Annotated in this window: 14 protein-coding genes and 1 tRNA gene; 10 read left to right on the plus strand and 5 right to left on the minus strand. The window is 37.5% G+C overall.

What is annotated here, in order from left to right:
- Positions 1 to 56: 56 nt before the first annotated feature.
- Positions 57 to 1,223, plus strand: coding sequence for a glycosyltransferase (locus tag LGQ90_RS13570; protein ID WP_229341767.1), 1,167 nt, complete (start codon positions 57 to 59; stop codon positions 1,221 to 1,223).
- A 207-nt stretch (positions 1,224 to 1,430) separates the two neighbouring features.
- On the opposite strand, the gene LGQ90_RS13575 is transcribed toward LGQ90_RS13570, so the two are convergent.
- From LGQ90_RS13575 to LGQ90_RS13595, 5 genes are all read right to left on the minus strand, one after another.
- The gene (locus LGQ90_RS13575; protein ID WP_229341769.1) at positions 1,431 to 1,904 is read right to left on the minus strand and encodes a hypothetical protein; all 474 of its coding nucleotides are present in this window, start codon (positions 1,902 to 1,904) and stop codon (positions 1,431 to 1,433) included.
- Between the two features lie 125 nt (positions 1,905 to 2,029).
- A complete protein-coding gene (locus LGQ90_RS13580) occupies positions 2,030 to 3,172 on the minus strand; it encodes a tetratricopeptide repeat protein (RefSeq protein ID WP_229341771.1) in 1,143 nt (380 codons plus the stop codon).
- A gap of 17 nt (positions 3,173 to 3,189) precedes the next feature.
- Positions 3,190 to 3,669 carry an energy transducer TonB gene (locus tag LGQ90_RS13585; RefSeq protein ID WP_229341773.1) on the minus strand — a complete coding sequence of 160 codons (480 nt, stop codon included), beginning with the start codon at positions 3,667 to 3,669 and terminating at the stop codon, positions 3,190 to 3,192.
- A 16-nt stretch (positions 3,670 to 3,685) separates the two neighbouring features.
- Positions 3,686 to 5,284, minus strand: a complete 1,599-nt coding sequence (locus LGQ90_RS13590; protein ID WP_229341775.1) for a M56 family metallopeptidase — start codon at positions 5,282 to 5,284, stop codon at positions 3,686 to 3,688.
- 2 nt (positions 5,285 to 5,286) lie between these two features.
- Positions 5,287 to 5,649 (minus strand): BlaI/MecI/CopY family transcriptional regulator, encoded by a 363-nt coding sequence (locus tag LGQ90_RS13595; RefSeq protein WP_229341777.1) that lies wholly within the window; start codon positions 5,647 to 5,649, stop codon positions 5,287 to 5,289.
- A 297-nt stretch (positions 5,650 to 5,946) separates the two neighbouring features.
- Between LGQ90_RS13595 and LGQ90_RS13600 the strand changes: the two genes are divergently transcribed.
- The 9 genes from LGQ90_RS13600 to LGQ90_RS13640 all read left to right on the plus strand — a co-directional run bounded on the left by LGQ90_RS13600 (position 5,947) and on the right by LGQ90_RS13640 (position 12,601).
- A complete protein-coding gene (locus LGQ90_RS13600) occupies positions 5,947 to 6,444 on the plus strand; it encodes a DUF456 domain-containing protein (protein ID WP_229341779.1) in 498 nt (165 codons plus the stop codon).
- Between the two features lie 59 nt (positions 6,445 to 6,503).
- A complete protein-coding gene (locus LGQ90_RS13605; RefSeq protein WP_229341780.1) occupies positions 6,504 to 7,550 on the plus strand; it encodes a flavin-containing monooxygenase in 1,047 nt (348 codons plus the stop codon).
- Complete coding sequence (locus LGQ90_RS13610; protein WP_229341782.1) at positions 7,547 to 8,314, plus strand: TatD family hydrolase; 768 nt, start codon at positions 7,547 to 7,549, stop codon at positions 8,312 to 8,314. The genes LGQ90_RS13605 and LGQ90_RS13610 overlap by 4 nt, the downstream gene beginning before the upstream one ends.
- A gap of 50 nt (positions 8,315 to 8,364) precedes the next feature.
- Entirely contained in the window at positions 8,365 to 9,501 is a 1,137-nt protein-coding gene (locus LGQ90_RS13615) for a 1-acyl-sn-glycerol-3-phosphate acyltransferase (RefSeq protein ID WP_229341784.1), read from the plus strand.
- Positions 9,491 to 10,519, plus strand: coding sequence for an asparaginase (locus tag LGQ90_RS13620; RefSeq protein WP_229341785.1), 1,029 nt, complete (start codon positions 9,491 to 9,493; stop codon positions 10,517 to 10,519). Before LGQ90_RS13615 ends, LGQ90_RS13620 begins: the two co-directional genes overlap by 11 nt.
- Positions 10,520 to 10,583: 64 nt before the next feature.
- Positions 10,584 to 10,671 (plus strand) — tRNA-Ser (locus LGQ90_RS13625).
- Positions 10,672 to 10,739: 68 nt separating this feature from the next.
- On the plus strand, positions 10,740 to 11,540 hold the full coding sequence (locus LGQ90_RS13630) for a MotA/TolQ/ExbB proton channel family protein (protein ID WP_229341786.1): 801 nt from the start codon (positions 10,740 to 10,742) through the stop codon (positions 11,538 to 11,540).
- A 13-nt stretch (positions 11,541 to 11,553) separates the two neighbouring features.
- Positions 11,554 to 11,991, plus strand: coding sequence for a hypothetical protein (locus LGQ90_RS13635; RefSeq protein ID WP_229341787.1), 438 nt, complete (start codon positions 11,554 to 11,556; stop codon positions 11,989 to 11,991).
- A 1-nt stretch (position 11,992) separates the two neighbouring features.
- Positions 11,993 to 12,601, plus strand: a complete 609-nt coding sequence (locus tag LGQ90_RS13640; protein WP_229341788.1) for a biopolymer transporter ExbD — start codon at positions 11,993 to 11,995, stop codon at positions 12,599 to 12,601.
- Positions 12,602 to 12,604 lie beyond the last annotated feature (3 nt).

Below are 12,604 nucleotides of genomic sequence, written 5' to 3' on the forward strand. Positions count from 1 at the left end.
ATTTGCTCACAAAAATTACCTAATTTGGGACTTTCACAAAGCTAAACAATTCTGCCTTGGCAGCATCAAACTTATCGGTTATGCTTTTGCTGGTCTTTTTTGGATTTATCGCTGCAGTTTATCTGGGACTGGTGCTTGCATTTATTTTCGGATGGAATAAAGTGTCTGAATTCAAATTAGAAGGCCTGTCTTCCGAAAACACATTTTCAATCATTATTCCATATAGAAATGAATCTGAAAATTTATCCCTCCTTTTCAAATCGCTTAGCAGTCTGAATTACCCGAGTAGGAAATTTGAAATTATTCTGGTGAATGATGCGTCTAAAGATGATTCGAGACAAATAGCGGAGGCATTTCAGAATGATTTCCAGGAGCTGAATATTCAATTGATCGAGAATATCAGAAAAACGAATTCCCCGAAAAAGGATGCCATAAAAACTGCCATTGGTGTTTCCAGGTTTGATTATATCGCGACCACAGATGCCGATTGTATAGTTCCCAATAAATGGTTGCAATTTTTTGATAAATGTATCTCGAGCTCAAATTCCAGAATGATGGGCGGGCCGGTAGGTTTTATTCAGCAAACCGATAACAGGAAAGCATATTTTCAGAATTTCGAGGAAATGGATTTTATGAGTTTGCAGGCTTCCACTGTTGGTGCTTTCGGAATAGAAAAAGCTTTTATGTGCAATGCTGCGAATATGTGTTATGAAAAGGAAACTTTTCTCCGGGAGGCTGGTTTTGATAAAGATGAAAAGATCGCCAGTGGGGATGATGTTTTCTTATTGCAGAAATTAAGAAAAAAAGGACTTGAGGTTTCTTTCATAAAATCTGAACAGGCTACCGTTTTTACCAATTATCAAAAAAGTGTAAAAAGCCTGATCAATCAGCGGATTCGCTGGGCGGCGAAGACTACTTCATATTCCAGCAATTTTGCGAAGTTTACCGGAGTGATCGTATTCCTCATGAATTTTTCACTAATTATTTTTACCGGATTGGCTTTTTTAGAACTGATCCCGTATGAATTCCTTATGTCGATCTTCCTGCTGAAGTTCAATGCAGATTTTGTGCTTATTTATAAGTCAGCTAAGTTTATGAATCGGGAAAGTTTAATGCGTCACTATTTATGGAGCAGCATTGTATATCCTTTTTTTACAGTGTATGTAGCGTTTCTTTCTTTTTTTAAAGGCTATGAATGGAAGGGGAGAAGGTTTAAAAAGTAATAGAGAATTGATAATGGACAATTGACAATTAGATTGCTTCGCTCGGAAGGATACACTTCGACAAGCTCAGTGCGTCACTACGAGTGAAAGGAAGCAGTCTCAAAACATTAGATTAATTTTGAATTTTCCAGGGTTGTCATCTCGACCAACGGGAGAGATCTCATTGGAATTCCATTAAACTTCATACTTCTAGACTCGTACTTCGATTTATTCCGCTTTCACTACCACCGGCATTTTAAACACCGTGGAAACAGGAATGCCTCTTTTGCTGGCTGGATAAATTTTTGGCAATGAATCTATACTTTGTCTTAGCCACTGCTCAATTTCAGGTAATTGATTAGTAACTGTGGTGTCTACTTTTACAGAATCTATCTGTGGTTTTCCTTCTTTGGTGATCTCCAGGTATATATAAAGAGTGTCGTTTATGCTTTCAGTAACTACAGGCTGCTGACTTGACAAAAAGGAATAAATAGTAGTAGCGACGGTGCGTTCAAAACAATTCTTCGCCGCAGCAAGTTCAGTTTCATTCTGGCAATTTTCAAAAGCCGGATATTCATCAACTTCTTTCCAGTTGAGAGAACGGGATTCCTGCTCCAGAACCTCTTCAGAAGAGATCTTTTTAGTCTCAAAATTGCAGGAAGTTAGTATTAAAGTAACTACAAAAAGTAAAACTTTTTTCATTGGTAATCCGCTTTCGGATTCCAAAAATAGTGAAATATAGCAGGTTAGGAAATATTGCCGGAACTAAAATATTTCAACTTCCGAATTAACTATTTTCAAATTAGTAGTTTCCGAGTAAAATCAAGTTATTTAGCCTGGTGGATATCACTTTTTAGCTCACTTATACGATAGTTTGCCACAGAGATCATATCGTTTCTGCCAGATTCGCCAAATTTCTTAAGATAAGATTCGTATAATTTTAGAACAGCTTTTTTGTCTTCAAAATAGCCATCAGCAGCTATCGCACGTTCTAATAGTGCTCGTTCATTATCGGGATTTTCTTCCAGGGCAGATTCAAAATTTTCAAAGGCTTCCTTAAAATTTTCCTGTCTTTTGAATGTCAGACCTATGTTTAAATATTCTCTGTCTACCGGTTGTTTCTTGATCAATAAAGCCATTGTAAAATGTTGCTGTGCTTTTTCAGTCTCATTCGTTCTAAGGTAGAGCGCACCAAGATTTGAGTGAACAGCAGAATTCATATCATTAATATCCAGCATTTTCTTATAGGTCTCGATAGCTTTTTCGGTTTGAGAAGTTACACGGTAGGCTTTGGCAAGTTTCTCGAGGATAAATTCTGAACTTTCTCCTAATTCCAGAAGTCTCTCATAGGGAGCAATTGCTTTTTCAAACTGTAAAGACCTGGAATATGCCTGGCCTAAAATGGATAATAGTGACACATTATCGGGTCTGGCTTCTAATCCTGTATTGCAAATATGAATCGCATTATAGGATTTGCCACTTTTAAGGTAATGCTTTGCTATTTTATAAATACCACCCTGATGCGTAAAATCTTTACTTACGGTTTTGAAGAAATATTTTATCGCGCTGCTATCCTTTTTCATCTCTTTAGCCAATCCAATCCTATACAGAAAACCTGCATTTTCAGGATATTTTTCGCTTAGGATACTGAATAAACTATCTGCCTTATCCAGTTTCCCGGATTCCAACAGCAATTCCCCGTAATCTACCGCGGTAAGAATTTTTTCAGGATTTTTATCCAGCACGTTTTTGTAATTCTGAAGAGCCTCTTCATTCTGACCATTAGCCTGCTGGATCTTCGCTAATTTTAAATAGATGCTTTCAGTTTTTGGTTCCAGAGTTTCCAAAAGCTCAATGGCTTCGGTTTTTTCGCCTACAGCGGAAAGGCTGTCTGCTGTCCTTATTTCCTCCTGGGAATAAAGCGACAGCGAACAGCTTAATATTAAAAGTAGCGTTAATCTAATTTGCATTGATACGCTTTAAAGGTTTAACTTTTCTTCTCTTCCTTTTCGGGTACAGCGAATGCTATTGGTAAAGAATACATAATTGCAACATTCTTTCCATCTTTCTTCCCGGGTTGCATTTGAGGAAGACTGCTAACCACACGAGTCGCTTCGTTTTGCAGCACTTCTCTTACCTCAGCTTCATCTGCTAACGAGCGGGAACGAACATCGGTGATATTTCCGTTCTCATCAATTTTAAACTGAACCACTATTCGGGTTTGACCCTGAATATTTAGTTTTTTCCCTAAGGATGTATCAAAATTAGAATTCACATGATGTGTGATCTTTTCGACTGTACAATTTTTCATTTCCTCTCCTTCAAGATTTTCACATCCTTCGAAAGCCGGGACCTGATCTACCACGGCAAAAGGGATAGCTTCAACTTCAGTAGTGTCCTGACTAAATGCGCCAATGGAAATTAGAGCAAATAATAATGATAAGGTGTAATTAATAGGTGTTTTCATAATTAATAGTTTTAAATTATTCTGATACTTGAAAGGCGATAGGTAAAGAATACATCACGCTAACAGGTCTGCCATTCTGTTCTCCAGGAATCATATCTGGCATACTGCCTACTACGCGTTTTGCTTCTTCTTCCAGTTCTGGATGAGGGGCTCTTGCTTTTATATCTACAATACTTCCCGTCTCATCAATTCTAAACTGAACAATCACCCGGTTTACTCCGGTTAAGCCCAATTGTTTACCCAATGAGGTGTCGAAATTCTCATTTACGAACTTAGAAATTTCACTACTGGTGCAATTTTTTCTTGCATCGTCAACCCATTGGTCACATTCAGGAAAAGCTGGAACCTTTTCTATTACTGCGTAAGGTACCGCAGCTTTATTATCCCAGTTCTTAGGGCTGTTCTGGTCATATTTCTTATTGGAACTTGTCGTGTTCGATCCGGTTGCTTTAAGATTCATATACATTGTGTATTCTGTTCCGTCTTTCTTAGATACGATCATTTTATTATATGATTCAGGAACTTTTTCCGATGATTTATGAACTGAATAAGATACCATGTCTGATTCATAATCAATAGTCGCCCAACTTACATAATCTGGATTATTGATTAGGAAATCTTCAAAATCCTTATGAATTCTATTTTTTTCAGGATCACTTTCCAAATCTTCGCCCTTTTGTAAACTGTAATTATACTGAGATAGTGAAGAATCTGTATCTTCTTTTGTTTCAACGTCTGAACATGACACATAAGTTAGCATAGCCAACATTAATGGAATCACCAGTAAAAATTTGAATTTTGACAATTTTGATGAGTTGTTTTTCTGTAACATAAGTATTCGTTTTTTGATTAATGAATGATTAAAAAATTGATTGATAAATGAAATATTTTGGGTACTGAAAGCGGTATTCAGCAATTGATGATAATATTCTTTTTTCCCTGAAATCTTTACCGCAGTTTGATCGGCAATGTATTCGTGCACGGTTGCAAGTTGGTTCTGAAATATATAAACCAGCGGATTGAACCAGAATATTATTTTTAGTATTTCAAAGAACAAAAGATCCAGACTATGATTTTCATGAATATGTACCAGCTCATGTGCCATGATCTGTTGTTTCTCTTTGGCAGAAATTTGGTCTCCAATAAAGATCTTATTGAAAAACGTGCAGGCGATATCAGAATTCGGGATACTATGAATTCTTAATCCATGTTCTAATTTTATTTTAGATTTTGCTGAAAGTTGTTGGAGCTTTCTGAATTTAATGATCAGCAGTATCAAACTTAGCAATACACCGCTTGCATAAAGGATGAGCCACGAATTCACCGAACCAGAGGTTTCTGCGATTGTAGTTGCATTTTCAGAAATTGATGTATTTCCACTTCCAATCATTACCTCGGGAAGCCATACATTGATATTTCCCAGATTTTTCAGGTTTTCCGCAGGCAGGGCGTCACTTAAAAAATCCAACTTTAGTAAAGGCAGTAAAAATGCCAGGCTAGGTGCGAGGATCAAGTACCAACGGTTATAATTAAAAAAAGTCTCTTTTTTTAGCCATATTTCGTAAACCAGCAAAAAAGCCAGCTGAAATAATAGCACCTGTAGTATATAGGTCATCATCATTTCTCGTCTTTATCAATTTCCTTTAAAATAGTTTCCAGTTCCCGGGTGCTGAGGTCATTCTTCTTCATAAAAAATGAAACCATGCTTTTGAAGGAGCCGTTAAAATAATTGTTCATCAACTGATTCATACTCTGGTTGCTGTAGGTCTCTTTTTCCACAACCGGGAAATATATATATCCCTTGCCTTCCTGGCGATGATCTACAAAATCCTTGTTTTCAAGAATTCTTACAATGGTAGAAACAGTATTATAAGCCGGTTTTGGTTCCTGCATTTGTTTAATAATGCTGGCAACATTGCCTTCTTTTAAATCCCAAAGAATTTGCATAATCTCTTCCTCGGCTTTCGTTAGTTGTTTCATTATGATGAATTTGTTTCTGCTAATATAAACTAACTTCTTAGTTTAAACTAATATTTTAGTTAAAAAATAAAAATTTATATTTTTTTATAGTTAATCTGTAGTAATTTTGACGTTTTTCATTTTAAAACAATTGGTTTGAGAGAGAATTTTTATTCTCCCCACCCAGAATTGCAAAAAACATTTCTGACCTCCCCAAGGGGTGGAATAGAAGCTTTATTAAAAAGGTTTTAGGCGTGATTATGGAGAACTTATAAAATGAAAACTAAGTTGATTATCTTCGTTCAATAAATAGCGAGAATGGAAATAATATTATTAGTAGTGGCAGGTTTATTCATGATCCTGGGAATACTGGGGAGTTTCCTTCCTGTACTACCGGGAGTACCTTTAAGTTGGATAGGCTTGTTGATATTTTACCTTATTCCAGGTATCGAAATGAACTATTGGTTCCTTGCAATAACTCTAGCCGTAGCGGTTATATTTTACATCCTAAATCTTGTGATCCCGGCCATGGGAACCAAAAAATTCGGCGGTAGCCGAAAGGGAATGATCGGTGCAACCATAGGATTGGTCATAGGTATTTTTGCACCTATCCCTTTTGCCATTTTATTTTGTCCGTTTATTGGCGCTTTTATTGGTGAAATAATAAACAAGAGTGATTCCAGAACTGCAGGACGTGCGGCTTTTGGTTCATTCATCGGACTTTTAGCTTCCAGTTTTATGGAATTTATAGTATCCTTCGCTTTTCTAATCTTGTTTCTGTATCAATTCTGGAATTATAAGGAACTGATCTTCTAGATCATATCTATTTTCAGAAACCTTTAATTAGCCTTACTTTTGCGGAAAATATCAAATTAATGTTGGATTTTATAGTAGTTGGAGCTGCACAGGCAGGGCTGGCGATGGCTTATTATCTCAAAGAGCAGGGAAGGGATTTCCTGATCGTGGATAAGGAGTCTGAAATTGGTGCGTCATGGCTAAACCGCTGGGATTCTCTAACATTATTTACTCCTTCTGAATTTAATAATATGCCGGGAATGGATTTTCCGGCAGAGAAAGGATATTATCCCTCAAAGACTGAAGTCGCTTCGTATTTTAAAGAGTATGCCGCACACTTTAATTTCCCTGTTCAGTTGAATACGCTGGTGGAAAATATTTCACATCAACATGATCATTTCGTAGTCAAAACTACTCAAGGTGAAATGGCTGCAAAAAATGTAGTTGTTGCTACGGGGCCTTTCCATATTCCATATACCCCTACATTTTCAAAAAAAATAGATGAGGATATTTTTCAGATCCATAGTAATTATTATAAAAATCCGCAGCAACTTCAGGAAGGAAAAGCGATGGTAGTAGGAGCAGGAGATAGCGGATTCCAGATACTGGATGAAGTTTCTCAGGATAAGCGTGGCGTTTATTTTTCAGGAACTACCGATGTAAAAGTGCTTCCGCAGGAAATATTAGGAAAAACTCTATGGTGGTGGTTCACTAAATCGGGCTTCCTTAGTTTCAGTCGGGATACCTGGCTTGGAAAAAAGATTTCAAAATCCAGGCAACCTGTTATTGGAACAGATGTAAAGGCAATTTTAGAAAGAGAGAATGTAAAAGCTGTTGGTAAAACAAAGAACGCTGAAGGAAAGCTTGTTATTACTGAACACAAAAAAATTTCTGATATTAAAAATATTATCTGGGCAACTGGATATCGTCCAAATTTCAGCTGGATCGAAGGCCTCGAGCTAGCGAAAAATGGATATCCCGAACATTACAGAGGAGTAAGTAATGTTGAAGGACTTTATTTTATAGGACTTCCCTGGTTGCACACCAGAGGTTCAGCTACTCTGGGAGGCATAAAAAAGGATGCGAAATATTTATCAGATTATATAAAAAATAAAGATCAGCAATGATAATTACAGATACCCACACTCATTTATACAGTGATTCTTTTGATGAAGATCGAAAGGAAAAGATTCAGGAGGCGATAGATAACAATATCAAGAGATTTTTTATTCCCGCTATAGATTCTGAAACAACTCAGAGTATGTACGATCTTGAAAAGGCATTTCCTGAAAATGTTTTTTTAATGATGGGTCTTCATCCCACCCATGCAAGAGAAAATTACAAAGATGAATTAAAGCACGTTGAAGAAGAGTTGCATAAACGCAAGTTTTATGCGGTGGGTGAAATTGGGATCGATCTTTATTGGGACAAATCCACACTGGATATTCAGAAAGATGCTTTTAAGAGGCAGATACAAATGGCGAAGGAAAAAGCTCTGCCAATCGTGATCCATTGCAGAGAGGCGTTTGATGAGATCTTTGAAGTGCTGGAATCTGAGAAGGATGATCAGCTTTTTGGTATATTTCATTGTTTCACGGGGACACATGAGCAGGCCTTAAAAGCGCTTTCTTATAATATGAAACTTGGTATAGGAGGAGTGGTTACTTTCAAAAATGGCGGAATAGATAAATTTCTAAACCAGATTCCCCTCGAGGAAATCGTAATTGAAACTGATTCGCCTTATCTTTCCCCAACTCCTTTCCGTGGAAAACGGAATGAACCCGTATATATATTAAAAGTGGTTGAAAAGTTAGCTGAACTTTATGACTTGCCCGTTGAGAAAATTGCTGAAATGACCACAAAAAACTCAAAGGAAGTTTTTGGAATTTAAAGCTGTTAAATAGAAATTTTGTTCATTTGTCGAATTAATAATAGAAAAAGGTGCAGAATTTTGACGATATAAGATTTTATAAGGATGAAGAAGTGAATCCTGCCTTGCAGGAATTTATGAAGCATCCTATGGTAAAAGCATTGCTTCAGTTTACATTTCCAGATCTTAGATCTGCAGATATTCAGGCTATTTTAAAGGAATGTCATTCGATTGCAGATTTTCAAAGCAAGGTGATTTACCGTAGCGTTGAGAAGGTACTGGAGAAAACCAGTGAAGGTTTGACTGATGGCGGTTTCAATGAGTTGGACTCTTCGGAATCATATTTTTATGTGTCCAACCACAGGGATATTATTCTGGATACCTGCCTTATTAATTACACCTTACACGATCACGATTTAATAATGACAGCTTCAGCTATTGGTGATAACCTTGTTCAGAAGCCTTTCTTAATGGCATTATCAAAGCTGAATCGTAATTTCCTGGTCTTGCGTAATCAGAGTCCCCGGGTAATGCTGAAAAGTTCAATTAAACTTTCAGAATATATTCGGAAACTGCTTTTTGAAGATCAACGTTCAGTTTGGATGGCCCAGCGAGAGGGTAGAACCAAAGATGGGAATGATTTTACGCAGCAGGGAGTTCTCAAAATGGTGGGAATGGGCAAAGGAGATATGGATATTCTGGATTATTTTGTAAAGCTCAAAATAGTGCCCGTGGCGATGTCTTATGAATTTGATCCCACAGATATGCTGAAGATGCCAGAAGTGCTGGCAAAACGCATGAAAGAAGATTATAAGAAATCTGCGAACGAAGATTTTAATAGTATCATGCAGGGAGCGATGGGTCAGAAAGGTAGAATTCAGATCAATGCCGGGCAGGTGTTAACCGAAGAGGACTTTGCAGAGATCAGAAAGAAAGAACTTTCCATAAATGACCAGTTAAAAGAAGTAGCTACTCTGATAGATCGTGCAATCTATCGTAACTATAAATTATGGCCTTCCAATTATATAGCGTACGATCTTCTGAAAAATGAAGAGCGATTTGCAGATGAGTATACCGAAAAGGAAAAAAGACAATTTGATAGACGTATTAGCCGAAGGGTAGATGTAAAAAATCCACTGGCCCTAAATAGCTATTTATTGATGTACGCTAATCCTGTGATCAATAAAATGTCTGCAAATGAGGAATAAATCAAGAATTTTGCTCATATATACCGGTGGAACCATCGGTATGATCAAAGATTATGATTCAGGTGCTCTAAAAGCTTTCAATTTTGATGAACTTTTGCAAAATATCCCTGAGTTAAAAATTCTTGAGCACGATATTGAAACCTTAAGTTTTGAGAATCCTATTGATTCATCTAATATGAATCCTGCATTCTGGGAGATCATAGCCAAAACCATCGATGATCATTATGATCAATATGACGGATTCGTAGTTTTACATGGTAGTGATACCATGTCCTATACTGCTTCTGCCTTGAGTTTCATGTTCGAGAATCTTACCAAGCCAATCATATTTACCGGGTCTCAATTACCTATTGGAGATCTAAGAACAGACGCAAAAGAAAATTTGATTACCAGTATTCAGATTGCGGGACTTAGAAAAAACGGGAAGCAGGTCATTTCAGAAGTGGGGCTTTATTTTGAATACAAACTATATCGAGCTAACAGGACTACCAAAGTGAATGCAGAACATTTTCAGGCATTTTCATCCATGAATCATCCTGCTCTTGCAGAATCTGGAGTTTATCTTTCTGTTAATTATAAAGCTTTATGGAAGCCTAATAGAAAGCAAAAAACAAAATTGCATACTGGATTTGATAATGAAGTGCTGATATTGAAAATGTTTCCTGGTATAAGTGAAAGTACGGTAGACTACATTTTGTCCAAGCCAAATTTAAAAGGTGTGGTACTGGAAACCTATGGTAGCGGGAATGCTCCAAATGCTCCCTGGTTTCTTGATATTTTGAAGGAAAAAATTAAAAATGGCTTAAGTGTAGTGAATGTAACTCAGTGTATTGGAGGTAGTGTTAACATGGGGCAATATGAGACCAGTGTGGGGCTCAAGAAGATAGGTGTGGTCTCAGGAAAGGACATTACCACGGAGGCTGCGGTTTCAAAATTGATGTATTTATTAGGGAAAGATTTGTCCCCTAAAGTGTTCAAGACAATCTACGAAACATCGTTAAGAGGCGAAATGTCTTAAAATTAACGCTATGTTACTTGACGGGAAGGTTTTTTTTTTGTTATTTGCCGACCCGAAACAAAACAGAGAGGTGGCCGAGTGGTCGAAGGCGCACGCCTGGAAAGTGTGTATACGTCACAAGCGTATCGAGGGTTCGAATCCCTTCCTCTCTGCTAAGTGTTTTTATTAAAAATAATTTATATCTTTAACCCTTTAACTAATTAAATTAAGACAAACAGTAATGAAAAGATTATTTTCTATTTTGGTAATCGCCGCGATTACGGTTCTTGGGGCCTACAATCTACAGGCGGCTAACAGCGCGAATACTTTGCCAGGAACGATTGTGACCTTTGTACAAGACGAGGAAGCAGCAGCCGGTGATGAATTGGAAGAAGAAGAACTTGGTTTTCACCAGGAACTTAAAAAACGTTTCATCGAAGGTGGTCCTGCCTTTATGGGTATTGTGCTATTGTGTTTAATTCTTGGTTTGGCAATTGCCATTGAGAGAATTATCTTTTTAAACCTTTCAACAACTAACACCAGAAAGCTTGCTCAGAATGTTGAGGATGCACTTAATAGTGGTGGTATCGAGGCAGCTAAGGAAGTTTGTAGAAATACAAAAGGACCTGTTGCTTCTATCTACTATCAAGGTCTGGATAGAGCTGACGAAAGTATCGAAGCTGCTGAGAAAGCAGTTGTGGCTTACGGAGGTGTACAAATGGGACAACTTGAGAAGAACGTTTCCTGGGTTTCTTTATTTATCGCACTAGCTCCTATGCTTGGTTTCATGGGTACTGTAATCGGGATGATTCAGGCTTTTGACCGTATTGAAGCAGCAGGAGATATGCAGCCTTCACTTGTAGCAGGTGGTATTAAAGTAGCACTTCTTACTACAGTATTTGGTTTGATCGTTGCGATTATTCTTCAGATTTTCTACAACTATATCATTGCTAAGATTGATAGCATTGTAAACGATATGGAAGATGCATCTATCCTTCTTATCGATATGTTGGTAGCTTACAAGAATAAAAAAAGAATCTAAGACAAAGTAAATTATGACCTTACATAAAATATTAAAATATCTGGCACTGGTTATTGGTGTGATAGGGATGATCTTTCTTGGAAGGATTATCGCTACCGGTGACGATGCCATTAAAGCCTCGGCAGACCTTCAGGGGAGTCATTTAGACCCTTATATGTGGATTGCTTATTTGGTTCTAGCAACAATTATTGTGCTAGTCGGAATATTTGTGATCGTAGGTTTATTCAGAGGAAATATTAAGAACACGATTATTGCTATAGGATCATTTTTATTGATCGTAGTCATCGCTTATGTATTAAGTGATGGTACAGCAACGGAACTTAAGGACGGTACCATGCTTTCAGCATCTGGTGATCATTGGGTAGGAGCAGGTTTAATTACCTTCTACATCCTGGCTGGAATTGCTGTCGCTGCTATGGTATTCTCTGGAATCAAAAAATTAGCTAAATAATATGGCAAAGAGATCAGCACCGGAAGTCAACGCGGGGTCTATGGCAGATATCGCCTTCTTACTTCTCATCTTTTTCCTGGTAACTACTACCATCGAAACTGATAGCGGAATAAGCAGGAAGCTGCCTCAATGGCAACCAGAAGATGTTGAGCCTCCGATTATTAAACAACGTAACATCTTCACGGTAGAGGTTAATAGTAATAACCAATTACTTGTAGAAGAAGAGGAGATGGAACTTTCTGAACTTCGGGAAGCGGCTGTTAAATTCTTGGATAATGGAGCAGGTACAGGAGATGAAGCCTGTAGCTTTTGCCAGGGTGCTAAAGATCCTGCCTCATCTGTGAATCCTCAGAAGGCTATTATATCCTTGATGAATAACAGGGGAACGGAATACGGTACGTATATTGCTGTTCAGAACGAACTAGTGGCTGCTTATAATCAGTTGAGAGATCGTGAAGCTCAGAGAATGTATGGTACAACGTTCAAACAGATGGAGAAGAATTATAACGATGCTGGTTTTAATGGGGATAAAGATGCCCTTAAAGAAAAGATCGATGTGATTCAGAATATGATTCCACAGAAATTATCTGAAGCAGAACCAAAAAGCTAGAGC

Origin of the sequence: Christiangramia sediminis, from assembly GCF_020552705.1 — a bacterium.
GTDB lineage: Bacteria > Bacteroidota > Bacteroidia > Flavobacteriales > Flavobacteriaceae > Christiangramia > Christiangramia sediminis.